This is a genomic window from Aliivibrio fischeri (assembly GCF_009727955.1).
Taxonomy (GTDB): domain Bacteria; phylum Pseudomonadota; class Gammaproteobacteria; order Enterobacterales; family Vibrionaceae; genus Aliivibrio; species Aliivibrio fischeri_A.
The window spans coordinates 240,450-265,843 of the sequence record NZ_WOBR01000004.1 but is presented as its reverse complement, the minus strand read 5'-3'; the positions used below and the strand labels follow the sequence as shown (position 1 = coordinate 265,843).

The 25,394-nt window shown below is 38.7% G+C and carries 22 protein-coding genes and 4 tRNA genes; 13 read left to right on the top strand and 13 right to left on the bottom strand.

Annotated elements, in window-relative coordinates; genetic code table 11:
* Window positions 1-333: 333 nt before the first annotated feature.
* From GNP81_RS04725 to GNP81_RS04700, 6 genes are all read left to right on the top strand, one after another.
* Window positions 334-424, top strand: a tRNA-Ser gene (locus GNP81_RS04725).
* Window positions 425-462: 38 nt separating this feature from the next.
* Window positions 463-539 (top strand) — tRNA-Asp (locus GNP81_RS04720).
* A gap of 485 nt (window positions 540-1,024) precedes the next feature.
* Window positions 1,025-1,732, top strand: coding sequence for a carbonic anhydrase (locus GNP81_RS04715; RefSeq protein ID WP_155671617.1), 708 nt, complete (start codon window positions 1,025-1,027; stop codon window positions 1,730-1,732).
* Between the two features lie 111 nt (window positions 1,733-1,843).
* Window positions 1,844-1,934: transfer RNA gene (locus tag GNP81_RS04710), tRNA-Ser, on the top strand.
* A 338-nt stretch (window positions 1,935-2,272) separates the two neighbouring features.
* Window positions 2,273-2,363 (top strand) — tRNA-Ser (locus GNP81_RS04705).
* A 459-nt stretch (window positions 2,364-2,822) separates the two neighbouring features.
* A complete protein-coding gene (locus GNP81_RS04700; protein ID WP_155673643.1) occupies window positions 2,823-4,709 on the top strand; it encodes a methyl-accepting chemotaxis protein in 1,887 nt (628 codons plus the stop codon).
* Window positions 4,710-4,788: 79 nt separating this feature from the next.
* Here the strand turns inward: GNP81_RS04700 and GNP81_RS04695 are convergent, their stop codons facing one another.
* Together GNP81_RS04695 and GNP81_RS04690 are read right to left on the bottom strand one after the other, a co-directional pair.
* Window positions 4,789-5,604 (bottom strand): 5'-methylthioadenosine/S-adenosylhomocysteine nucleosidase, encoded by an 816-nt coding sequence (locus GNP81_RS04695; protein ID WP_155663257.1) that lies wholly within the window; start codon window positions 5,602-5,604, stop codon window positions 4,789-4,791.
* 80 nt (window positions 5,605-5,684) lie between these two features.
* A complete protein-coding gene (locus GNP81_RS04690) occupies window positions 5,685-6,185 on the bottom strand; it encodes a GNAT family N-acetyltransferase (protein WP_155673642.1) in 501 nt (166 codons plus the stop codon).
* Between the two features lie 320 nt (window positions 6,186-6,505).
* Between GNP81_RS04690 and GNP81_RS04685 the strand changes: the two genes are divergently transcribed.
* Both GNP81_RS04685 and GNP81_RS04680 read left to right on the top strand, forming a co-directional pair.
* Window positions 6,506-8,860, top strand: a complete 2,355-nt coding sequence (locus tag GNP81_RS04685; protein ID WP_012533713.1) for an ATP-binding protein — start codon at window positions 6,506-6,508, stop codon at window positions 8,858-8,860.
* 1 nt (window position 8,861) lies between these two features.
* Window positions 8,862-9,743: a mechanosensitive ion channel family protein gene (locus tag GNP81_RS04680; protein ID WP_155673641.1), complete on the top strand. Its 882-nt coding sequence runs from the start codon at window positions 8,862-8,864 to the stop codon at window positions 9,741-9,743.
* Between the two features lie 61 nt (window positions 9,744-9,804).
* Here GNP81_RS04680 and GNP81_RS04675 read toward each other — a convergent pair whose 3' ends face one another.
* Complete coding sequence (locus tag GNP81_RS04675) at window positions 9,805-10,644, bottom strand: 2OG-Fe(II) oxygenase family protein (RefSeq protein WP_012533665.1); 840 nt, start codon at window positions 10,642-10,644, stop codon at window positions 9,805-9,807.
* Window positions 10,645-10,847: 203 nt separating this feature from the next.
* On the opposite strand from GNP81_RS04675, the gene GNP81_RS04670 reads away from it, so the two are divergent.
* The gene (locus tag GNP81_RS04670) at window positions 10,848-11,540 is read left to right on the top strand and encodes an SDR family oxidoreductase (protein ID WP_155673640.1); all 693 of its coding nucleotides are present in this window, start codon (window positions 10,848-10,850) and stop codon (window positions 11,538-11,540) included.
* Here GNP81_RS04670 and GNP81_RS04665 read toward each other — a convergent pair.
* Both GNP81_RS04665 and GNP81_RS04660 read right to left on the bottom strand, forming a co-directional pair.
* Window positions 11,529-11,828 (bottom strand): hypothetical protein, encoded by a 300-nt coding sequence (locus tag GNP81_RS04665; RefSeq protein ID WP_155673639.1) that lies wholly within the window; start codon window positions 11,826-11,828, stop codon window positions 11,529-11,531. The genes GNP81_RS04670 and GNP81_RS04665 overlap by 12 nt on opposite strands.
* Window positions 11,828-12,268, bottom strand: a complete 441-nt coding sequence (locus tag GNP81_RS04660; protein ID WP_005419963.1) for a YcgN family cysteine cluster protein — start codon at window positions 12,266-12,268, stop codon at window positions 11,828-11,830. The genes GNP81_RS04665 and GNP81_RS04660 overlap by 1 nt, the downstream gene beginning before the upstream one ends.
* 122 nt (window positions 12,269-12,390) lie before the next feature.
* Between GNP81_RS04660 and GNP81_RS04655 the strand changes: the two genes are divergently transcribed.
* The gene (locus tag GNP81_RS04655) at window positions 12,391-12,642 is read left to right on the top strand and encodes a YkgJ family cysteine cluster protein (protein ID WP_005419964.1); all 252 of its coding nucleotides are present in this window, start codon (window positions 12,391-12,393) and stop codon (window positions 12,640-12,642) included.
* 21 nt (window positions 12,643-12,663) lie between these two features.
* Here the strand turns inward: GNP81_RS04655 and GNP81_RS04650 are convergent, their stop codons facing one another.
* Together GNP81_RS04650 and GNP81_RS04645 are read right to left on the bottom strand one after the other, a co-directional pair.
* Complete coding sequence (locus tag GNP81_RS04650) at window positions 12,664-12,894, bottom strand: TIGR02647 family protein (protein WP_005419965.1); 231 nt, start codon at window positions 12,892-12,894, stop codon at window positions 12,664-12,666.
* 146 nt (window positions 12,895-13,040) lie between these two features.
* Window positions 13,041-13,934 (bottom strand): Tim44 domain-containing protein, encoded by an 894-nt coding sequence (locus GNP81_RS04645; protein WP_011262219.1) that lies wholly within the window; start codon window positions 13,932-13,934, stop codon window positions 13,041-13,043.
* Window positions 13,935-14,156: 222 nt separating this feature from the next.
* Between GNP81_RS04645 and GNP81_RS04640 the strand changes: the two genes are divergently transcribed.
* Window positions 14,157-14,756 carry a TetR/AcrR family transcriptional regulator gene (locus GNP81_RS04640; protein WP_155659890.1) on the top strand — a complete coding sequence of 200 codons (600 nt, stop codon included), beginning with the start codon at window positions 14,157-14,159 and terminating at the stop codon, window positions 14,754-14,756.
* A 29-nt stretch (window positions 14,757-14,785) separates the two neighbouring features.
* Complete coding sequence (locus GNP81_RS04635; RefSeq protein WP_155673638.1) at window positions 14,786-16,654, top strand: MFS transporter; 1,869 nt, start codon at window positions 14,786-14,788, stop codon at window positions 16,652-16,654.
* Here GNP81_RS04635 and menE read toward each other — a convergent pair.
* The 6 genes from menE to GNP81_RS04605 all read right to left on the bottom strand — a co-directional run bounded on the left by menE (window position 16,634) and on the right by GNP81_RS04605 (window position 23,774).
* Window positions 16,634-18,034 (bottom strand): o-succinylbenzoate--CoA ligase, encoded by a 1,401-nt coding sequence (gene menE, locus GNP81_RS04630; RefSeq protein ID WP_155673637.1) that lies wholly within the window; start codon window positions 18,032-18,034, stop codon window positions 16,634-16,636. The two genes, GNP81_RS04635 and menE, sit on opposite strands and share 21 nt — an antisense overlap.
* Entirely contained in the window at window positions 18,022-18,996 is a 975-nt protein-coding gene (menC, locus tag GNP81_RS04625; protein ID WP_155659893.1) for an o-succinylbenzoate synthase, read from the bottom strand. The genes menE and menC overlap by 13 nt, the downstream gene beginning before the upstream one ends.
* A gap of 75 nt (window positions 18,997-19,071) precedes the next feature.
* Window positions 19,072-19,938 carry a 1,4-dihydroxy-2-naphthoyl-CoA synthase gene (gene menB, locus GNP81_RS04620; protein WP_005419975.1) on the bottom strand — a complete coding sequence of 289 codons (867 nt, stop codon included), beginning with the start codon at window positions 19,936-19,938 and terminating at the stop codon, window positions 19,072-19,074.
* Between the two features lie 5 nt (window positions 19,939-19,943).
* Window positions 19,944-20,738 (bottom strand): 2-succinyl-6-hydroxy-2,4-cyclohexadiene-1-carboxylate synthase, encoded by a 795-nt coding sequence (gene menH, locus GNP81_RS04615; protein ID WP_155658328.1) that lies wholly within the window; start codon window positions 20,736-20,738, stop codon window positions 19,944-19,946.
* Window positions 20,722-22,455, bottom strand: a complete 1,734-nt coding sequence (menD, locus tag GNP81_RS04610) for a 2-succinyl-5-enolpyruvyl-6-hydroxy-3-cyclohexene-1-carboxylic-acid synthase (RefSeq protein ID WP_155673636.1) — start codon at window positions 22,453-22,455, stop codon at window positions 20,722-20,724. Before menD ends, menH begins: the two co-directional genes overlap by 17 nt.
* Window positions 22,452-23,774: an isochorismate synthase gene (locus GNP81_RS04605; RefSeq protein ID WP_155673635.1), complete on the bottom strand. Its 1,323-nt coding sequence runs from the start codon at window positions 23,772-23,774 to the stop codon at window positions 22,452-22,454. Before GNP81_RS04605 ends, menD begins: the two co-directional genes overlap by 4 nt.
* A gap of 383 nt (window positions 23,775-24,157) precedes the next feature.
* On the opposite strand from GNP81_RS04605, the gene GNP81_RS04600 reads away from it, so the two are divergent.
* Window positions 24,158-25,372 carry a pyridoxal phosphate-dependent aminotransferase gene (locus GNP81_RS04600; protein WP_005419982.1) on the top strand — a complete coding sequence of 405 codons (1,215 nt, stop codon included), beginning with the start codon at window positions 24,158-24,160 and terminating at the stop codon, window positions 25,370-25,372.
* Window positions 25,373-25,394 lie beyond the last annotated feature (22 nt).

Below are 25,394 nucleotides of genomic sequence, written 5' to 3'. Positions count from 1 at the left end.
CGAGTCCCGTCCGCTCCGCCAATACAACGAAGGCATTGTCGAAAGACGATGCCTTTTTTGTATCTGTTGAAAATGAAAAAGCTTCCGCTCCCCAGATAAAGTCTGAGTTTCTAAATAATTCTACGATTCTTACCTAGCCATTTCTAAAGACTGTAAATTGAAGATCGAACAGCTTTCTTCTCATATACTTCACTGTACAACACTATAAAAATTACAAACTTTGCGCTGATTTGCTTTAAATGCCATCAAAATGAATAAATTTGAACCAAACGAATTTATTTTTAAAAAGAACTCTTTACAACAAGTAAGGGTATCGCTATTATTCACCGCGTTGGAGGGATGGCTGAGTGGTCGAAAGCACCGGTCTTGAAAACCGGCAAGGGTTAATAGCCCTTCTAGGGTTCAAATCCCTATCCCTCCGCCACTTTCGAAATTCAGATAGAGTCTGGGTTTCAAAAAATTGGAGCGGTAGTTCAGTTGGTTAGAATACCGGCCTGTCACGCCGGGGGTCGCGGGTTCGAGTCCCGTCCGCTCCGCCACTACAACGAAGCCTTGTCAGAAATGACGAGGCTTTTTTGTATCTGTTGAAAATGAAAAAACTTCCGAGTTCCAGATAAATCCTGGGGTTCAAAAAATTAGAGCGGTAGTTCAATTGGTTAGACTTTCTATTGGAGAGCTTAGCAGCCTGACACGCCGAGGGTCGTGCTGCTCTCAAGGTGAGATAGAAAGTCCCGTCCGCTCCGCCAACACAACGAAGGCATTGTCGAAAGACGATGCCTTTTTTGTATCTGTAGAAAATGAAAATATTTCCGAGATCCCAGTAAAGTCTGGATTTCAAAAAATCAAAAATCCGTCACATCAATTCTTTAATTCTCAAAATTTGCGTTAAAACTAAGACAATCAAACAAAGTCTTTCAAAGAATTAGAAGCAGGTTGCGAAACTTCATTCAAATCATTATTAACCAAGATACATTTGTATTAGCCTAAACTCGATTTTATAAAATAATAAGGCTAGATAAATACCATGAAAAAATTATTTACTACATTAGCTGTACTAAGTGCTCTTTCTGCAACGCCATTCGCTTCTGCATCTGAATGGGGTTATACGGGAGATACTGGCCCTAATCACTGGCATGGAGTTTGCCAAACAGGCGTAAACCAATCTCCAATTGACATTACCAATGCCATTGAGAGCGAATTAGAGCCTATTACATTTAATTATGGTCAAGCTGGTAAAAACATCGTTAATAATGGCCATACAGTGCAGGTAAACATTAAAAGCCCACAATCTATTCAAATAGAGGGGAAGACGTTTAGCCTACTACAACTGCACTTCCACGCTCCTAGCGAGAATTTAATTGCAGGACACTCATACCCTCTAGAAATGCACTTAGTTCATGCAGATAAAGATGGAAACCTAGCCGTTGTTGGTGTGATGTTTAAAGAAGGTAAGGCAAATCCAGAACTGGCTAAAATCTGGTCGCAAATGCCTGAATCAGGAGAAATCACTCTTGATAAGAAATTAACACTAACGAACTTATTACCAAATGATCAAGCCTACTATCGTTTTAATGGCTCATTAACCACACCACCTTGTTCTGAAGGTGTAACTTGGTTAGTAATGAAAAATCCTATTGAGATCTCATCTGAGCAATTATCTCAATTTAAAGAACTCTACAACGGTAATAATCGTCCAACCCAGGCGATTAATGCTCGCCCTATTTTAAAATAATAACGAAAATGCCGTAAATCCACACAAAATGCTCGAATTTACGGCAAACAGTATTTAATTTTAAAAGAGTGCTTTACATGAAGGTAGGGAACGCCTATTATTCACGGCGTTGGAGGGATGGCTGAGTGGTCGAAAGCACCGGTCTTGAAAACCGGCAAGGGTTAATAGCCCTTCTAGGGTTCAAATCCCTATCCCTCCGCCACTTTCGAAGCCCTAGCAGAAATGCTGGGGCTTTTTCGTATGGGCAAATAAAAATCGCCTTCCAAAAAATACTTCTTAAAGCTCTCTTCCTTGTTGATAGCAATCAAAAAGCACAGCTGCTTATCTAGATACGCACTATTCAAATAATTACTAGAAAATCGATATTAAAAATAGATCGATAAAACAATAGTTACTTAAAAACCACTCTCTTATTTTTGCTCAACATCGCACCAACATTGACTAACAATAAAGCGAAATGTTCGATTTTAAAGCAAACGATACGTAATTTAAAAAGAGTGCTTTACATGAAGATAGGGAACGCCTATTATTCATCGCGTTGGAGGGATGGCTGAGTGGTCGAAAGCACCGGTCTTGAAAACCGGCAAGGGTTAATAGCCCTTCTAGGGTTCAAATCCCTATCCCTCCGCCATTTTCGAAGCCCTAGCAGAAATGCTGGGGCTTTTTCGTATCTGACATTCAATCATCTATTTATTCGTGATTATCACCATTACCTGGTCCGTCCAAAGCAAAAGATAATGAGGTTCTACGCATAACTATTGCTTATTTTCTTAATACTGAAAATCATATTTCAATTTTTATTTGTATTACCCCCTCACTAAATATAACTACCGTATATTAATTATAATATTTTCATAAAAATAAGAAAACAATTAATAACTATCAAAAGATTAACTTTTGATAGTTATATATTCTTATATAGAAGTTATAAACTCTCTTACAATTTAAAAATTGATAGATTTAATTTAATTGGAGTACACTCGCGAAAATTTATTCACCTGAAAGAAAGATAAATAAAGTCAACAATTCTAGCTCAATCATAAATAAATTAAATAGATATATTATTAATTCTACCTAAGATGATCACATCATGAATCTAACATTAAAAAATACCGTTTTTATATCTACATTCTCACTGTTATTTATAATATCAATAGTTCTAACAGGGACTGGATATTTTACATTTAAAAATTACAACATTAGCTCTACTGAAGAACATAAAAAAAATATTAGTTCTTTATTAGCTATCTCATTAGAAGAAAACATAAACAGTTATTTTACAGCTATGGAAGCCTTATCTGTCGATTTTGATAGCAATGGAAATATCAGTGACATAAAACAAGCCACAACAAGCTTAGATCTATTACGTAAAAGCACTAATGTACCTTTAGTCTCTATTGGTCTTAAAAATGGATTAACATTTGAAAATGGGGCTTTTATCCCTAACTTCAATGCAAAGGAAATGAAAAGAGAGTGGTACCAACGAACATTCAATGGTGAAACTAAAGTTATCACACAAGCTTATAATGATGCCGCGACTAATCGTACTGTTTTCGCATTTTCATCTCCTCTTTATAAAAAAAATGAAATTATTGCGGCTGTCATCATTACTATCGAATTAAATACAATTAAAGAGTTCATTAGTAAACTTACACCCGAAAATCAGGTTTTTGTATATGATAATAGTGGATATATTGTCTCTGCTCGTAAAGACAATTTAATAGGGAAAAACATATTCTCTGAACGTCCAGAATATAAAAACTTTGTAAATAATGAGCTGAATTATAATATTGAAAATAAAGGAATATCAGCATACAAAACAGAAGTTCCATCAATAAATTGGAATGTAGTAAGTTACGAATGGGATGATGTTATCGCTCAACCAAGTAAAGAAATGTTGATTGATTCAATAATATTATTTGTTATCGTATTAGCTGTATCTCTTATTCTTGTACACTTTTTATTAGTAAGACTAATTTATGCTCCAATTGGTGGAGAGCCTACTTATATATCTTCTATTCTATCAAATATAGCTAATGGCAATTTATCTGAACGATTCACGATTACAGGTAACGAAACAGGCATTTACGCATCCGCTATTGCCCTTAATCAAAAATTATCATCAATTATTAAAAATAGCTTATTACTTTCTGATAGCGTTTCCTCTGCTTCCGAAGAACTAACACTAGTAATGAATGATACTTCAAATAACTCTCAACAAGAGTTAACCCAAGTTGAAGCTATCTCAACAGCAATAAATGAACTTTCGAGTACATCCAAAGAAGTGAGTATCAATGCACTGCATGCGGAAAATGAAACACAAAATGCAATCAATAATGTGACAAAAGGATTAGAGGTTCTTAACTCTTCGATTACGCTAGCAGGCAATATCAATGATTCTGTTCAGCAAACAGCTAATATGATTTCAGAGCTTAAAATAAACTCTAATAATATTGGTGAAGTTACTACTGTTATCAGCTCTATTTCAGAACAGACTAACTTACTTGCACTAAACGCAGCAATCGAAGCGGCTCGCGCTGGAGAGCAAGGACGAGGATTTGCTGTTGTTGCTGATGAAGTTCGAAATTTAGCAGCTAAAACTCAAGAATCGACTAAAAACATTCAAGAAATCATTCTGAAATTACAAGAACAATCTGAAATTGCGAATACAAATATTGCTTCGAATGTTATTGCTATTCAAGAGTATATAAATCTGTCTGAAGATGTAAAAACTTCATTTGATAACATTGTTCTTTCTGTTCAATCAATATCGGATGTTAATACCCTTGTAGCAACAGCATCACAAGAACAGTTAGCCGTAACCGAAGATATTGCACAAAATACAACAGCTACTTTTGATTTAGTACATCAAAATGTATCAGCAATAAACCAAACACAACAAGCTGCCGCTGAACTTTCGCAATTAGCTGTAGCACAAAAAAATGAGTTATCTTTCTTTTTAATAGATGATAAATAATACAAAGAAGTGAAAATAATGCATTTAAAGCCCTAGCAGAAATGCTGGGGCTTTTTCGTATGTGTTAATACAAATATTATTACTTTTGCTTCGCAATCCACTGCTTAACAAAATCAATTACGTATTTTTGGTTAGTAATTGCTGTTGCAGGATCAAAATCTTGATTATGTAAATCTGTGTTCGATAAAATTCGAATACCGATGAATGGTACTTTATAAGCCTCGGCAACTAATGCTGCTGATGAGCTTTCCATCTCTTCTGCTGCTGTTTGGTAAGTTTTATGTAGCCAATTAATTCGAGCAACTTCTCGGTTCCATTCATCAGCGGTACCAATCACGCCTTTAACCACTTTACCTTGTGCCGGATGCTTTACATTCTTATAAGCAAAATCAACTAGCTCTGGTGTTGAATAAAATGCGTCATGTTCAACAAACTTATTATCTTCTCTTAATCGCATTGTTACTGTGAAGTTTTTCCACTTTTCAGGTTGAATCCCCTCTTCTACTTTAGAGAATTCAGAGCGATTTGCTCCCATGTTGAAGCTCTTAACAGCTAAAACAATATCGCCACGGTAAAGCTCTGGATCATGACCACCAGAAGTCCCTTGGTTGATAATCATGCCTGGTGAAAACTTCTCAATAGCTAGGGTTGTTGATGCTGATGCATTAGCTATACCCACTTCCGTTCTCGATACAATGACTGGGTAATCGTCAATAGTTCCCGTCCAAAACGTCCAAGAGCCAAAAGTTACCTCTTGTTTATTTTGTAACTGTTCAACCATATAGTTAACTTCAACATCCATTGCTCCTTGTAAAACAATAGGCTTTGGTGCTGCCGATAAAGAAAACGAAACAAGCGTAAATAAACTAGTAAGAAAATAACGAAGGTACTGCATGTATATATCCCTAATTAATATTTTTATGATTAAAAATTTTGGCGGATAATACAGGAACACCAACAAAAAGCAATCGTTTGCTATTTTATTTCACACTCTGTCAAATTCTTGAGCATCCAAACATCACATCCATTGTGTTCTGTTCCATCAAGAGGCTTAGATAAACGCTTAAAGCCTAAATCTTCATAAAGAAAGATCGCTGACTTCATACTGGATAGCGTGTCTAGGTAACACTGAGTATACCCAACCTCTTTTGCAAACTTTAAGATTTTCCCCGCAATAGTTTTACCGAACCCACGTCCTCTTGCTTCTGGTAGGAGAAACAATTTTTTCAATTCACAGATCGTTCCACTGTTATTAAATGGCGATAAACCACAACCTCCCACCACTCTGTCATTAAGTAGTAGGATAAGATATTTACTTTTTTCTTTTGGATTATAGTGAGCACTCATTTCTAACACTTCGTCATCACCTGGTCCAAATCCTTCTCCAACAGCACCGAATTCGACACCTACATTTTTAATGATGTAGCAAATGTCATTATCGTGCTCACTAGATATATCTACGATTCGATATTTCATTTTAATTCTCCGAAATCAGCTATTTTTCATTATAGAAAAATAAATAGAACATAATGCTGCCAAAAATTGATTGTGTGGGCTCAGTACAGATTTTGATCACAGAGAAAGTTATTTCTTTTCATTAATTACATATTTTATAAATCACGAAATTAATTACATTAAATCATAACTAAATGACGTCTTTTGTTTCCGATTTGGTGCGTTTTACAAAAAAATAGATAAATTGCCACATTGATCACATTTCTCCTAAACCCACGCATTACCTATCATCAACACTGACGCTTTATTTCGTCATAATTATTGAGACTTTTTCGTCACTTATGAATAATATTGTTACTCATTTGCTTTTAGCGTTTGCTCTATTTTGTTCCTCACAAGCTTCTGCTGAATGGGGTATTAATACCTACAACCCTGTATCAATCTCTGAATCGGCGCAAAAGATTGCGACCGATATTAAGCAACTACCCGAACAGCACTTTTTCTCAAATAACGAATATCGACAAGTAAAAGAGTTGATGTCCAGAACTCTATTTGAGCAAAATAAACAATTAAAAAACTTAGAAGCCGCTTTAGTTAACTATCGAAATAACGCGACAGATAAAAATTGGGCTAAGGTAGAGCAAAACCATCGTTCATTGGCTTCTTTGAACGTGAGTAAAGAAAAATTATTGCTGCTTAGTGATACAAAAACACGCGACCAACTAACCGGATTTGGCCCTCGTGGTGTGACTCAGTTTTATTCTGAATTACGTATTACAAAACAAAATATTCAATACTATATTCACTACCAACTGCGCAGTTTTAAAAAACTACTGAGTGATTTAGCCATTTCACCAGTACCTATGATCAGCGTGTTGTTTAAAGTGTTGTGTGTCATGTTCATCTTTAATTGGTGGATGCGTAACAGCGATCGTCTAATTCACGACTTTAAAGTATCTAAACTAAAGAGCACTTCAAATCCAAGTTTGCTGATCCGTACTATTTGGTATTGCAGTCGTGCGCATAAAGCCATTGCATACTTACTACTAATTACAGCGACATTACGCATTATTTCAACGTTACCAAGCTTACAGCATCTGATTTTCTTAGAGATCTTCACATGGTGGATCCTTGGGGGTTCCATTGCGGTAAGTTTTATTCTTGAATTTGCTTTCCGTAATAGCAAACACAATAAAAAAGAAAACATTGCACTTCGCTTATCCACGATTCGCCGTTATGTATGGGGGATAATTGTCGCTGGTGTTATTTTACAAATCTCATCAAGAACATTAGGCCAAGGAACCATTTACGCATGGATTAACTCCTTTGTTGCTTTGTTCTTTATCTTACTGACGATCATCAGTTTAAAGCAATGGAACAGCACTATCTTTAGTCGTATTGATCGCTTCGAAACCTATCCTATTTCGGTTCAATGGGCTATTCGAAATAAAGATTCAATGTTCATGTCTATTCCTGCAACCGCTTGCTGCGCTGCGTGGTTAATAGGCAGAACACTGCAACATCTAGTGCTTTCTACTTTGTCACAATACGCCGCATTCAGTCATGCTCTTGCTTACCTATTTAGAATAGAAGTAGCAAAACAAACAGAAGTCTCGCGTGAGCAATCAAATCTTGTTCGCGTTAAAGGTCCATTAGCGTTTGACTATATTGCACCGGGCTCTGAGGAATCAGAACTTATTGAGGATTACGCTAAAGATGAAATCATCTCACTGTCACGCTATTTATTAACAGATAGTCCAGCAGTATGTGTATTATCTGGCGAGCGTGGCGTAGGTACGACAACGGTACTTAAACGCATTCTGAATAAAACTAAAAACGCAGTACCTATTTACATTAACTGCCCTTACGACGGTTACGCTGCACTATTACCAGAGTTAGCTCAATTACTAGGATTAGATGCAGAATCATCTGAAAAAGATATCTTACAACACCTAAGAAACAGCGAGCAGTGCTACCTAATCGCTTTTGATAATGCACAACGATTAGTAAAACCAAAAGTGAACGGGTTAGTTGAACTAATGAAGTTAACCAACCTACTAAGACGTGCACGTAAGAGTCACCGTGTGGTTTTATCCATTGATAAATCAAGCTGGCGTTTTATTGACCGTGCTCGTGGCGAACGTTTATTGTTTGATCTTGTTACGTTTATGCCTAAATGGACAGAGAAAGAAATTGGTCAACTGCTTGATTCACGTATCGTAAAAGAAAATAACGTAAATACCATTTCGTTTGATGGATTAGTACTACCTAGACAGTGGGATGAAGATAATTTAAGTGATGAAGAACGTGCTAAAAATGGCTTCTACCGTATTTTATGGGACTACTCAGATGGTAACCCTACGGTTGCACTGCGCTTCTTTAGATTGTCACTATTTAGAGATAAAGACACCGATGCCATTTTAGTTCGTCTATTTAGAGCACCACAATCGGATGATTTAGAAACCATGCCAAAACCAATGTTGGCCGTACTTCGCTCTATCGTACAGCTGGAAGTCGCTTCCCCTGAAGATCTGTGTGATTGTAGTCGTCTAAGCATTGCGGAAGTCATTAGTACACTACGCTACTTCCAAAGCCGTGGTTACATAGAATGGAATGATGAAAAAGCACGTATATCGGACCACTGGTATCGTCACATTACTAACGTATTACATCGTCAACACTTACTGGTGAAATAACATGATTCGTTTATTTGTACTTTGCTTATCATTGATGGTGAGCTCAACTGCATTGGCTGAAGATCCTCAATCAATCGATAATTTACAACAATTTGCCAGTTTGATCCGTTGGAGTGGTGTTGCTGCCTCCTTCTTTATTATTCTAGGTGCGTGGTTATTCTTACGTTTCATTCAATCGATTGTGGATGGGGTAAGTAGCCAATTTGCTCAACGCCGTATGTTGATGCAAAAGCTACAATCGTTCTTTCAATTCTTTATTTACATGTCAACAGCTGTTGCGGTTTTCATGTTGAGTTTTCGAGTTGATGATCGAGTCTTAGCCTTAATTGGTGGTACGATTGCGGTATCTGTGGGTTTTGCCTTAAAAGACCTTACCGCTTCCTTCATCGCGGGCTTAACCGTAATGATTGATCGTCCATTCCAAGTGGGTGACCGAGTGACGTTTGAAGGCAACTACGGTGACATTATCGCCATTGGTCTTCGCTCTGTTCGCATGCAAACCTTGAACGACGATATTATTACGATCCCAAATAACAAATTCTTAAATGAAGTCACCGTCAGTGGCAACTACGGTGGGTTGGATATGCAGGTGGTGATCCCTTTCTATATTGGAATGGATCAAGACATCAATAAAGCACGAGATATCATCCAAGAAGCGGCGTCTTCAAGTCGTTATATTCACTTACCAAAACCGGTTGTGGTATTGGTAAAACAGACGATTACCGATAACTATTTGGCGATTCAACTGACCTGTAAAGCTTATGTGGTAGATATTAAGTTTGAAAAACTCTTTGAAACAGACATTACGTTACGTGTGATGCAAGAGTTTAGGAAAGCCAATATCATTCCACCAACCATCGCAATACAGAGCAAATTAGCGTAATAGAAAATAAAAAAGGTAGAGTTATTAGGCTCTACCTTTTTTTATTGGATGAGGATCAGAACTAAATAACGCCTAACTCTCGTAAACGCTCCATCAAATAGCTGTTTGCAGTATGACGCTCAGACAATACAACCTCTGGTTTTGGGTGTAAGAACAAAGGTAAAGAAATACGAGACTTCGTCTTATCAGCACCTTCAGGATTAATCACTCGGTGCGTTGTTGATGGGTAATAGCCACCCGAAGCTTCTTGCAACATATCACCGATATTAATGATCAGATTACCAAAATCACATGGAACATCTAACCAATCACCCTCTTTTGTTTTAACTTGTAAACCCGGCTCATTTGCTGCTGGTAACACCGTCAGTAAATTAATATCTTCATGCGCTCCAGCACGAATCGCACCAAGCTCCTCATCCCCTTCTAGCGGTGGATAATGAAGAACACGCAATAATGTTTTTTCACTTCCCTCTATCATGCTAGATAAAGATTGTGAGTACAGTGCTGATACCTCTTCTGGTGAATGTTCTTCTACCCAAGACAAAAGCTCAATCGCTAATGTATTTGCGTTATCGTAGTACTCTTGAATTTGTGCTTTTAATTCAGCAGGACATTGGCCGGTAGGATAATAATGATAGTACTCTTTAATGTCTTTTTTAGTATGGCCTTTGGCTACTTCTGATACTGAAGCAGGAAAAAAACCATCTTGAGTATCGACATTAAATTGAAAGTTTTCTTTCTCTTGGCTATTAAAAAACGCATACCAATTATCATAAATACTTTGTACTGATTCTTGTTGAATTGGATGATTTTTTAACACTCCAAATCCAGTTTCTCTTAGCGACTTTACAAACAGCTCTGCTGCATTTTCAGCAGTGTAATCAATGGCTTCTAATTTCATAATTGTATTCTTTTTATTGTTGAGCAAGGAGTGATCTCAATAGTCTTTATTCACCTTAAGAAAAGGCATTCTGCTATTTGAGTATACAAAGCGAATTGTATTAAGATGAGTCTATAGGCTCAAGGATTAACGTCTAAAATATAGAAACAATTTGTTTACATCTAAAAACACAACTTTTCCGTGCAACAACATAAGGGATATTCATGAAACACATTTTCATTACAGGCGCTAACCGTGGCATTGGTTTATCTTTTGTAAAATACTATTTGCAGCAAGGCCATAAAGTCAGTGCGACTTATCGTGATACCTCAACGGCTCAAGAGCTTCTTCAACTTGAAAATGACAATACTGAACTTTCTTTGTATCAATTAGAACTGACTAATTACACTGCCATACAAGATGTAGCAAAAACGCTTTGCCATACTCCTATAGATATTCTAATTAATAACGCCGGTTATTATGGCCCTAAAGGTTATGGTTTTGGGCACTGTGATGTTGAGGAATGGAAGAAAGTATTTGAAATCAATGCTATTGCACCACAAAAGCTCGTAGAAGCGCTCTACCCTAGCTTGCAATTAAGCCGTGATAAAACCATCGTATGTATCTCTTCTAAAGTCGGCAGCATGACAGAGAATACTTCAGGTGGAGGTTATATTTATCGTTCATCTAAGGCTGCATTAAACTCTGTAGTAAAAAGCTTAAGTAATGATTTAAAACCAGAAGGATTTACTGTTATTGCGATGCACCCAGGCTGGGTTCAAACGGAAATGGGAGGGCCAAATGCTTTAATTTCAACAGAAGAATCTGTGAAGGGATTAACGAAAGTCATTGCCCAACTATCCATTGAAAATAGTGGGCAATTTTTAAATTTTGATGGTACTGAATTACCTTGGTAGTGGTTCTAAAATTCCGTTTCTTACCAAGCCACGTCGTACGTTTTTACACAGTTTAGCGAACTTATCAATCTCAGAGAAATTGGGCGTTTCACCACGATCAATATAGGACTCCCAATACAAGAGTTCACTTTCAACCAGTTCAATCAATTTTCGTGGACAACCTACACACGTATCGCCACATATCTGCGCTTCTGGCGCATCAAATGGAAAGTCAGCTTTCACCAACTCAATGATGTTACGCATTGCGGTTTTGCGATCAGGCTTTTGTGCTTTTACTTTTTCAGACATTAGCTTCTATGCGGATGGTTAGTAATGTGATCTTCCCAGTTTTTCACATCAATAGCATAAACCACTTTATTTCTTACACTTTCACCAGCAGCGTGCATTGCTGATTTTGAACCTGTGATCAGCGGGTGCCACTCAGGTAACGGCTTATCTTCAGCTAATAAACGGTACGCACAAGTCAGTGGCAACCAGTTAAATTCTGCGATATTTTCACGACTTAGTTTTAGACACTCTTCACCTGATGTGAAACGTTTAGGGTAATCTTTACACGCACATGTTTTGCTGTTTAACCAGCTACATGCCACGTTGGTGTAGTAAACTTCATCTGTATCTTCATCCATTAATTTGTGTAGACAGCACTTGCCACAGCCGTCACAAAGAGATTCCCACTCTTGCTCTGTCATTTCTTCTAATTTTTTTTGTTGCCAAAATTGCTCTGTCATTGCTTTACACTCATTATGGGAAGAGGCCGTTTTATACCACTCTGTTCCAAAAAAGCAAGTTTTGACCTAAAGATAGAAGAGTGATACCTTGCGCATCCTTTATTTTTTGCGTGAGTTTAATTATGGAATGTCGATTAGGTTGCGGTGCGTGTTGCATTGCCCCAAGTATTACGTCATTTATCCCGGGAATGCCAAATGGTAAGCCTGCTGGTGTTCGCTGTGTGCAATTAAATGAAGAGAATTTATGTAAGCTTTTTGGTAAGGCAGAACGCCCAAAGGTATGTCATCAATTTAGTGCTTGTCCTGATGTATGCGGTTCAACCTCAGAACAAGCTATTCAAACCATCACTGAACTAGAGTCAATGACGTTATAATTCTTTTATAGAATAATACGCTTACGATAGTACACGAACAACGTTTTGTACTTGCTCTGCGATTTCAATACCGTGGCTTGTTAAATAGCCACCATCTTCTTGTGTTACCAATCCTTTACTGAAAAGACGCTTCATTGCTTCAATTGCTTCGGGTGCTGCGTCTGAGTGAACCTTTAAACCCGCTTGAGTGCTTTCTAGTGGGAATTGCTTGAGAAGGTTCATTTCTTCTACGATGTCTTTATTAAATGGCATATTTATATCTCTCTTATTTATTAACTGAATTCAGCATAGACTGTCTGAAAAATATTAAAACAGAGCTGGATCACACCTATAAAAAATCCCTATAGGATTACTCACTATAGGGATATTTTTTAATCAATTTTCAGCTAGTTAAGTACTTAAGCTTGAATACCGATAATTAACCATGGCGCATTTGGTTGTGTTAAATCACGCTCAAGGTGCCAAATATCAGTAATGTCTTCTTCAATACCTTCTACAGCATCACGGTAGCGACCAGAGAACTGAAGACTTAATTGAGCACGGTTTGCATCATAATCAGCACGAACCACTTCTGCATCCACATACATTACGTCTGTGTGTTGCTCACCTTCAAGGGTTGCACGCTCTTGTACAAGATCATTGTACAGACTGATTGAAACATACTCTTGAATCGTCTCAAGTTGGTTATGGTTCCATGCACCTTGTAAAATACGGTAGTGTTCACGAGAACCATTGATGAATGCTTGCATATCAAAACCCGGTGGGTAGTTATGCGGAACGTCATCAGCACTTGCTGCACCAAAACCACCAGTAGGTTGTGCTGTAGCTTGATCAGCTTGGAAGTATTGTTGATTATCACGGAAACTAGGCTGTGCGTCCTGCTGACCTTGTGGGCCTGCATAAGCTGCACCTTGTCTCTGATTCATGCTACCCGCCTTGGCAGCCATCATTGAGCGGAATACCTTGAATAGAATGAATGCGATACCTGCCATGATAAGAATATCCATGAATTGGATACCTTCAAACGCACCACCACTAAATAGAGCCGCTAATAAACCACCAGCAAGTAGACCACCAAGCAAGCCGCCCATTAGGCCTTTTTTGCCTGATGCACTTTTTGTTGTGTCTTGCTTACCAATCGTATTGGTATTTTGTTGTTTTTGTTTTGGCGCAGGCGCCGTTTTAAAGCTTTTACCAAATGACTTACCGCCACCGAATTTCTTTGCTTCTGCATGCGGTGCTGAGACCACAAAAACAAACATAAGGGCAACAATAGATAAAAGACGTTTCATTACCTCTTCCTTATTTTTGGAATTAATTTGGATTGATAATAGCTTGCATTGAGGAACAATGGCAGCATTAATCTTCAATAGAATGTTTCAGAGTGTTAAAACAAACAGTTATCCGTCTCAAACATGTGCACTAACTCCTAATTGACATAACTCTTACTTGAAGATTATAGCCATACATTTAAAATTAAGAACAATGTACATAATTTTATAGCTCAGGTTAATATGGCGCGCAGAAACGACCATTCTCATCAAGAAATACGCGAAATGGCATTAGATAATGTTAAATTGTTTCTTAATGAGCATAGTCATCACGAACTCAGTTTACGCAAACTGGCAAAAAGTATTGGTTATGTACCGAGTACATTAGTCAATATTTTTGGTAGCTATAACTTATTACTGCTTCGCTCTATCGCGCAAACCCTTGATGAATTGATGCTTCAAATCTCACAAGGCATTGAAAACAGCGCGACGCCAGAGGAAGCTCTAAAAGCCATTGCTTATTGTTACTACGATTTTGCCCAGCAACAACCTAATCGTTGGAAGTTGGTATTTCAACACAATATGAATGGTGAGGCGCTACCTGAATGGCAAGAAAATCGCATTAATCAAATGATGTCGATCCTTGAAAGAATGATCTTCAGTATTAACAATACGAAAACTCACGAAGATATTATAGAAACAAGTCGTGTGATTTGGGCTGGTGTTCATGGTATTACGCTATTAAGCCTTGATGATTTACTTTTTTCATCAACACCGATTGATGGCCACAAACTTATTGATAACTTGCTGCTAAACTACATCAATCAATGGAAACTGCATTAACCAATATTCTTTGGTGAAAAGGATTTTTTATGGCAAAGCAAGCCAAACTACTCACACAGCGTCGATTCCTTCCCTACTTTCTCACTCAATCTCTAGGGGCTTTTAACGACAATATTTTTAAAAACACCCTATTATTGTTTGTTGCTTTTGCTAGTGTCGATTCTCTACCTATATCGTCTAATTTATTCATTAATTTGGCCGCAGGGTTATTCATTCTTCCTTTTTTTCTGTTTTCTGCTTTTGCTGGCGTACTGGCTGACAAGTATGAAAAATCGGCTTTTATACGCAAAGTTAAACTCGCTGAAATCATTATCATGCTCTTTGGGGCTATTGCCTTTGTTTTAAAAGACTTCACGCTATTACTTATTTTATTGTTTTTAATGGGCACTCAATCCGCTTTTTTTGGCCCAGTAAAATACGCTTTACTCCCTCAGCAATTAAAAGAAGATGAGTTAGTTTCTGGTAATGCATTAGTTGAAACAGGCACTTTCTTAGCCATTCTATTTGGAACCATTGGTGCTGGCATTATTGCTTCTCAAGAGAATGCGCAATATATTGCTGCTGGTGCAGTGCTTCTTTTCGCAGTACTTGGCTATTTATCTAGTCGTTTCATCCCTTATGCAAAAGCCATTGACCCAACACTTTCATTTCGCTGGCGACCAATTCAGCAAACACGAAATACTATTTCAATCGCCAAAAAAGATAGTTCTGTATTTTTAGCGATTATGGGGATCAGTTGGTTTTGGTTTTTAGGTGCAAGTTACTTAACTCAGTTTCCTAATTACACTCACCATTTTTTAAACGATAATGCGATTACTGTTAGTGTACTGTTGGCGCTATTCTCGGTTGGCATTGCAGTAGGTTCATTAGCCTGTGATGTATTATCTAAACACCGTGTTGAACTAGGTATTATTCCTCTTGGCAGTCTTGGTATTACTTTTTTTGGTTTCAACCTTTTTTTAGCGACACCCGAAAACCCAATACATACCACTGATTTTTTTGAAATCTTAACGCATCCAGATCTTTTCTCTGTTTTTGTTAATCTCTTTTTTCTAGGAGTTTCTGGAGGAATATTTATTGTTCCTTTATACACGTTAATCCAAAAACGACCTCAAGCGAAACATCGCTCTCAGATCATTGCTGCCAATAATATTTATAACGCCATCTTTATGGTAACAAGTGCCATTCTTGGAATTATTTGCTTATCTGTCATCGAGTTAAGTATCCCTCAATTTTTCCTTCTTCTTGCGATATTAAATGGTATCGTCACACTCTTTTTGTTTTTCCGTGTGCCTATTTTTATTATTCGCTTTGTTTTATGGGTCCTCACTCACACGGGATACCGAGTAAGCCATCAACATTTACATCATATTCCAGATGAAGGTGGCGCTTTGTTAGTGTGTAATCACATCACTTACATGGATGCCTTTATTATCAGTGGTGCATGCCCTCGTCCTATTCGATTCGTGATGGAGGAGGAATACGCAGAATTACCTTTAATTAAATACTTTTTCAAATTAACGAAAGTTATTCCAATTAATGCCACTAAAAGTAGCTCAATTCGACGAGCATTTATGGAGGTTGAGAACGCATTAACAAATGGGGAGATTGTGTTGATTTTTCCAGAAGGCGTGTTGACTCGTGATGGTGAAATCGGTGCTTTTTTACGAGGTATGGATATCATTTTGAAACGCTCGCCAGTGCCAGTCATTCCAATGGCGCTGCGAGGCTTATGGGGAAGTTTCTTTAGTCGCCATGGCGGTAAAGCAATATTAAAACGCCCTAGTCGTTGCTGGTCTAAAGTAGAAGTGGTAGCAGGAGAATCCGTACTACCACAAGATGCAACATCAAAACTGATGCGTGAAAAAGTAGCTCAATTACGCGGTGATTGGCAGTGAATCAACCCACTCTTTAACCAATTTACGTGAAATTTTAATGCCAGAAATAAGCAAATGTTCTGGCATGATTTCATAGCGTATTGGTTGCTCAAATTTAGCCAATTTATCTTGAGTAAACTCAGCTAACTTAGCAGGGATTTTTCCTGTATTTGAAACAAGAACCGCAACAGGTCGTTGTCCATATTCCTCATCAGGCACATCGACAACAATCACATTATCGATCTCATGATGTGTCAGTAGCACTTGCTCTATTTTTTCAGGATGGATATTTTCGCCACCAGAGATAAACATGTTATCAGCACGTCCGTGAATATGGAGCTCAGCATTAATCACAGAACCAAGATCCTTGGTCTCAAACCAACCATCTTCGTTCGCTACATCAATAATGCCTGAAGAGCGATAATAACCTAGAGTTAAACTCTCTCCTTTTACCCACACTTCGCCTTCTTCAATGCGTAATTCTCGATAAGGCAGAACATTCCCTACTCCCGGCTCACCATCTGCTCTTTTTGCTGTTACGGTTGAGCCCATTTCGGTCATACCATAACCGAGCCAACATTCGATGCCCTGTTTTTGCGCAGCTATTGTCAATTCGGTTGGAATAACACTACCACCAAGTAGAACACGTTTTAATGCGAGCTGAGATGTTTCACCACTATCTAAGATACGTTGCAGTTGAGTTGGAACTAACGACGCATGCGTAACACCAGCTAAATCATTCAGCAAGCCTTGCTCTGTTGGCATAACCAGCATTCCGCCAGAAAGTAACCAACGCCAAACAATAGCTAAGCCTGAAACATGAAATAAAGGCAGTGATACCAGCCAAGAATCACTAACATCAAAGTGTAACCAACTTAATAAACCAGCGGCTGAGTGTAAGTGGTTACTTGCACTGTGCGCGACAGCTTTAGGGTTTCCCGTTGAGCCTGATGTAAACGTTAATGTTGCTAAACGAGTTGGTTGCCATGTAGCTGCTACTGCGCCATATTCTGCGTTTATCAGTTGCAAATGATGCCATGTACCAGAGATGGTCTCTTGACCTTCACCAAACCAAATATGATTAGCAGCAATGCTAGTAACTAATTGGTGCAGCTGTTTGCTCGGTGTCTTTGGATTAATTGCGGCAAAGCGAGCTCCAATACGAACAGAGGCCAGCTGCAGCCAAATTAATTCTATGCAGTTTTTAGCAATGCCAACAATAACATCATCACGCTTAACGCCTTGCTGAAGAAGACCATTAGCATAACGGTTGGTTTGTGTAGACACTTCACTCCATGTCCACACTTTATCGCCATCACGCAATGCAATGTCTAATTCTCGCTCTTCACTCCACTTAACCCAAGGCCAAGTCGTGAATGCTGGTGAGATCAGTTTTCCCATATCACCTCGAGATCAGCCAATTGTGCTACTGGTAAGTCGCAATTAGGCCAAGAAGTATCTAGCTGCATTTTAAACAGATCGATAGTATCTAAACCCGGAATCGTTTCTGGTGTTTTCCAAGCTGCTAATCGTGCAAGTTGTGTTAATGCCAAACTTGATTCAATGCTTGAGCTGATCACCGCTTGCATGCCTAATTGATGTGCTTGTTCGATTAACGAAATACACTTTTCAACAGAACCCACTAATGTTGGCTTAATGACAATAGCTGTAACGCCTTCTTGAGTTTCAACAGTAAAACCATCATCACGTACGGTTTCATCCCATGCGATTGCAATATTTGTGGCTTTAGAGAAAGCTAAACTCTCTTCTGGTGTAGTACATGGTTCTTCTAAGAATTCGATACGAGAACGAAATTGTGGATGTACGTAATTAGCAAATTGCTCTGCTTTCTTTGTAGTCCAGCCACGGTTGGCATCAAGACGTAAAGAGAGATCAGAAATCAGTTCTAAAAACATATTCACAACCATGCCATCACGAATAGGTTCGTATAAACCCACTTTGATTTTGGCTATTTTCTTACCGCTCATTTCATTAAGCTTAACAACCAAGTCATCAGGATCGCCAGAACACAAAGGTGCAGCTTGGTAGTTACCTTCTTGTGGCAACTGTTTTTCAAGCTCTAACAAAGCCATGCTAAAGCCAAATGCAACTGATGGGCAGTTTGAATCAAGATCCAACTCTTCATTGTTTAACCATGATTGAGTTAATGAAATTAAATCTTCACGAGCTTGTTCTAGCGTTTCTTGGCTGAATTCAGGTAAAGGCGCAACCTCACCTCTTGCTGTATGTATTCCATCACTTAACTCAATGACCAATCCATCTCTTTGCTGAAGACGTTGCTCACGAAGAATTACTCCACTGTCCATTGGGAGTTGGTATTGATAGATCTTGGCTGTTTTCATCTCTTACTCCAACCAATAAAAGAAAAAAGAGACTCAAAGGAGCCTCTAATACTTAATTGAATCTGTAACAGCGAATTATGGGTTACGAGGGAACTTATCGAAGTCTGGACGACGTTTTTCGTTAAACGCGTTACGACCCTCTTGACCTTCTTCTGTCATGTAGAACATCATTGTTGCGTTACCCGCTAACTCTTGAAGACCTGCTTGGCCATCACAATCAGCATTTAGCGCCGCTTTTAGACAACGTAATGCCATTGGGCTGTGTTGTAGTGTTTCACGACACCAACGAACCGTTTCTTTTTCTAGATCAGCAACAGGAACAACCGTGTTTACTAAACCCATATCCAATGCTTCTTGAGCATCGTAGAAACGACAAAGGAACCAGATTTCACGAGCTTTCTTTTGGCCAACGATGCGAGCCATGTAAGATGCGCCCCAACCACCATCAAAAGAACCAACTTTTGGACCAGTTTGACCAAACTGTGCATTTTCAGCAGCAATGGTTAAGTCACACATCATATGAAGAACATGACCACCACCAACAGCGTAACCTGCTACTGCAGCAATCACTGGTTTTGGACAAGTACGGATTTGACGTTGGAAATCCAATACGTTTAAGTGGTGTGTACCGCTGTCATCACGGTAACCGCCGTAATCGCCACGGATCTTCTGGTCGCCACCAGAACAGAATGCGTCTTCACCTAAACCAGTTAAAATGATCACACCTACTTTTTCATCATAACGTGCATCCGCTAACGCATCGATCATCTCTTTTACTGTGCCCGGACGAAATGCATTACGCACTTGTGGACGAGCAATCGTAATTTTTGCGATACCATCTGCTGATTTGTGGTACTGAATGTCTTCGTATTGCGCAGTGCAATCTGTCCAATCTACTGGAGCGTAAAGTTCTTCTTCTGAAATGCCAACAGTTCTTGCCATGGGATTTATGTCCATTGTTGTAAGAATGTATTAAGTACATGTGTAAAGCGTTCGGGCTGTTCCACATGAGCGTTATGCCCTGCCTGAGCAATGATTTGATACGTTAATTGACTTTGCTCAGCCAAGTGTTGAAATTTTTTATCTGCTTCACCGCAAATATAAAGAATTGGAATGGTGCTACGATGTAATGCATCAAGCAAATATGGTTGCTTAGCAAGTGACGTAGATCTCAACATCATTCCAATTGCACGCCCAAGATTATCACTTCTCTTGGTTACTAAAACTTGTCTTTGCTCAGGGTTTAGTGAAGAAAACACCGCTTGTTGATACCAATTGTCTAAAACATCACCAATAGGTTGATCTTCAAAACGCTTTGCCCATTGAATATCATTTGCCAAGCGCAGCTGCTTTTCTTCTTCTGAAACTAAGCCAAAGTTTCCACCTTCAATGCACAGTCCTTTCACTTCTATCGAAGAAGGCAAAGAATACATCGCATGAAGATACATCGCTAATCGCCCACCCAACGAGTACCCAACAAAGATAAAGGTCTGATAAGGTGATTTTTCCAATTGTTCAACAATCAACTGGCAGCTCTGTTCAAATCCCTCATTGTGATCCAATAAGGTTGATTGACTGTTTCCATGTCCTGGAAGATCAATTAATAATACTGGGTGTGTTTTTGCAACTGTTGCTGCAATGCTTGACCAATCTTTCGTTGATCCTAACAAACCATGTAAAAATACCACACAAGGTTGAGTGGTATTTTTCATTGTTTCTAATTGTTTAGAATAAAGCGGCATGCTGAATGGTCTGAAAAAGACGTGTTAGCTCTTCACCAGATTGACCTGCTGGTGTATTGATCTCAATTAAATGAATACCCTTTTCCAAACCATCGTTAATCATCGACATGGCACAGCTTAGTGTTTCTGGCCTATGGTAGGACAAACCAAACATCGCAGCAGCGTGGCTGAACTCTAGCTGATGAGGCATACGATAGAAATCATCTTTCTTTTTCTCATTCACGGGTAATAAATCAAAAATACCACCGCCATCGTTATTCATCACCACAACAACCATAGGTTGCGTCGCTTGCTTTAATAACGCTAAAGAATTCAAATCATAAAGTAATGACGTATCCCCAACTAAAGCGAGTAACGGTTTATCATTAGCTAACTGAACCCCAACGGCTGTAGCTACTAAGCCATCAATACCTGACGCGCCACGATTGGTATATACATCCTTTTGGTTCAGCTCACCTGTCATGTCCAATAAACGAACGATCAAGCTGTTACCAATAAACCAATCACAGTCATTGGCTTTTTGACCTACGGTAAGCGCAAAGCTTAATTCAGATAATGTTTCGCTATTGCACGCCATAGAACGAGCCAGTGCCAATGCATTCTGTGATGCCACTTTAAGAGATTCACTCCAATGGACAGATGGCGCATGGTCAAATACACAATCTCTATCAGCAAGGCTGTCTGCATGTGCTTGGCTCCAAGTTGAAATATCAGCACGATAACGAACATGCGCATGACAACTTTCATTTAATAACTCACTATGAGGATCTATTAAATAATAGGCCTGTTGGTAGTTTTTCAACCATGCACCCAAACGTTTTGATACTAATCGAGCACCAAATTGTAAAACGCACTCAACTTCGGATAACAACTCAAAACACGCACTATTTTGTAGCCACAAATCGTAATGTGCCCACTCTGAATAATAACCTGATTGTGGGTCTGCCAATACTGGCCAACCAAGCTCTTTTGCTAACTGTGCAGCACAATTTGCTTCTTCTAAAGAAACTTTACCGATAATCACAACCCCTTTCTTACGTGCCGTTTGCATCCAGTTAGGTGATAACGTTACGTGAGAAAAATAAGGTGTTTGTTCGATATAAGAAGAAGACTTTGCTTTCCAGTCCTGAATTGGCGCTAAATAATCAACAAGAAGGCTATCGTCTTTTTTGCCATAAAACGGCTCAGGAAAAGGACAATTAATATGAATAGCGCCACCCTGCTCTTGTTGAATAAAGCACGCTTGATCAAGACGACTTAATAGCCACTGTGCCGGCACGTTTTGATTTGGAGAAGGCAATTGAAGCGAATGGCAAACGTGTGACGAGAAGATACCTTGTTGATTAATCGCTTGGTTCGCACCACAATTAATCAGCTCTACAGGGCGATCAGCGGTGAGTAACACAAGTTTTTCTTTGGTTAATCCTGATTCAGCCACTGATGGCAATAAATTAGCGACAGCAGTACCTGAAGTAACAATAACTGCAACAGGATCATTTGAGGCTTTAGCAATACCTAAAGCCAAAAAACCCAAACCACGCTCATCAAAATGCGTATGGATAGATAAAAGAGCATGTTCAGAAGCGGCAAGAGTTAGCGGAGTTGAACGCGAGCCCGGAGCGATGCAAATATGCTTTACTCCATTTCGAACTAACTCCTCAATAATTAACTCAGCCCAAACTTGATTTAGCATTACTTGCTGCTCAGGTTGCATCATGCGACTTGCGACTCCGTGATATCTGAACTCACATTAGTATCAGATTCTAATAAGGTACATAAAGTAGAAGTTTTTCTATCTAATTCGTCCCATTCACTGCTTGGCTCTGAACCTGGAACAATACCTGCACCTGCAAATAAATGAAGTTTATTACCCATAACCAAAGCACTGCGAATAGCAACACAAAATTCACTGCGCTGTTGACTCAAGAAACCAACTGCACCGCTATACCAACCACGGGCAAAAGGTTCATTATCAATAATGAAATCCAAAGCCGACATACGAGGTAATCCTGCGATGGCTGCCGTTGGTTGTAAATTATCAAGTAATTGAGAGTCACTACACTCCGCATTAATTTCAGCAGAAATAGGACGTTTTAAATGCTGAACTTTGCGTAATTTCACCAATTCAGATGATTCTGCAACGTTCATTGAAAGACTGAACTTAGATAAACGGTGAACAATATCGTCCACCACTAAACGGTTTTCATACTGGTTTTTCTTATCAGCAATTAACCATGAGGCCAATTGATTATCTTCTTCTTCATCATGACCACGCCCAATCGTACCTGCTAATGCTTCGGTTTTAAGCGCATAACCATTACGTACATACAAACGCTCTGGTGTTGAACCAATAAAACAATGCTCGCTATCTAACGCCATCATAAAATGAAAACTGTGACTGTTAGCTTGACGACTGGCTTTTAAAAATTGAGCAGAAGATAAATTTTGATCGAGAGTCAATGTGGTTTTACGCGCTAATACCACTTTTTCAAATTGTTTATTTGAAATTGCAGTGAGTGCTTTATTCACCATATTAGACCAATCTGCTTTTTCAGGCGTATTGATGCGCTGAGTTACTCGACAATGCAATTCAGATAAACATTCAAACTCTTCTGTCATTTTATTTAACGTAGAAAGCAAACGAGAATTATCATCTGACAAGTTCACCATAAAATTCCATGATGAGCCTAAACGAGTAATTTCTACTTGAGGAAGAAAAAAGAAAGAAGACATGCAGCGACGATTGCGCTCAGTTCGACCATCAAAAGAACGACCACCCCAAATACGTTGTTGAGGTGCGAGAACTTTTTGAGCAGCACTAGGATCGGTAAACGTCTTAACTTGACCCAATACTGCCACTTCTTCTTCACCGTCACGTGATTGCCAATAAAACTTAGGAAATACAGGTTGTGCTTCTAACCAATCAATTAGCTGCTCACCAATAGACCAATCCAGTTTTAAAGAAATTGTATGGGATGTTGTTGCCTGTGTAATTTGATGACGGATCGATTCAATGGCATCTTGAAAAGTGGACAAATTAACCTCTCTTGATCGTTTTCAGCCATCATGGCAACCGACTTGCACAAGCGGAATTGCTTGTTATTTCCTTGTATGAACTAGTGATTCTAGCAAAAGGTTTGTAAATAAAAAATAATTCACATCAATTGTATGTCTAAAAAATAAAACTCTTGTCAAATTTTGCTTGTTTATGAAAATCTAAAACAAGAAAAGCAATACCTAAAAAATTCTTAAGTCACGCAAAAAAGGTGATGAAATTAAAAGAAGAGAAATTATCTATTTTTAGATAGAAATATGGCAGAAGATGTTTTTACATGATTTTTTTCTAAAAATTGGTTCTCAGCCTATTAGAAATAGTGTAATTTGAATCTATATCGTTTTTATATCATCAGGGTTTCACCATGCAAAATATTGGAATGTCATCAAAACTTAGCAGTGTATGCTACGACATCCGTGGTCCAGTTCTTAAACATGCTAAGCGAATGGAAGAAGAAGGCCACAAAATTCTTAAGTTAAATATTGGGAATCCAGCCCCATTTGGCTTTGACGCCCCTGATGAAATCCTTGTTGATGTGATTAAAAATCTACCAACATCGCAAGGTTACTGTGATTCAAAAGGCATTTACTCAGCACGTAAAGCTGTTGTTCAACACTATCAACGTCGCGGTCTATTAGATTTGGACGTAGAAGATGTTTACATCGGTAATGGTGCATCTGAACTGATCGTTATGGCAATGCAAGCATTGTTAAATAATGGCGATGAGATGCTAGTTCCTGCTCCTGATTACCCATTATGGACAGCTGCAGTGTCACTTTCAGGTGGTAAACCTGTGCATTACATGTGTGATGAAGGGGCAGATTGGTACCCAGATTTAGACGACATTAAAAAGAAAATCACACCAAACACTAAAGGTATCGTGTTAATTAACCCGAATAACCCAACAGGTGCGGTATACAGTCGTGATTTCTTACTGCAAGTTGTCGAAATTGCACGTCAAAACAACCTAATCATCTTTGCTGATGAAATTTATGACAAAGTACTTTATGACGGTGCGGTTCATACTACCTTAGCAACATTAGCACCTGATATCTTAACGGTAACGTTCAACGGTCTGTCTAAAGCGTATCGAGTATGTGGTTTCCGTGGTGGTTGGATGTTCTTAAACGGTCCTAAAGATCACGCTCAAGGTTACATTGCTGGTTTGGATATGCTTGCTTCAATGCGCTTATGTGCAAACGTACCTATGCAACATGCGATTCAAACAGCGTTAGGTGGTTACCAAAGCATTAATGAACTTCTGCTTCCAGGTGGTCGTTTATTAGAACAGCGTGATAAAGCGTATGACCTCATCACCCAAATTCCTGGTGTAAGTTGTGTGAAACCAAAAGGCGCAATGTATCTGTTCCCTAAACTTGATCCTAAGATGTACAAGATTAAAGATGATCAGAAGTTTGTGCTGGATTTCTTAATCAAAGAGAAGGTCCTACTAGTTCAAGGAACTGGCTTTAACTGGCCAACACCTGATCACTTCCGTATCGTGACATTACCACGAGTTGATGATCTAGAAACTGCGATTGGTCGTCTAGAGCGCTTCCTACACACTTACAAGCAATAAATTGTTCTTGTTATAAAAATTC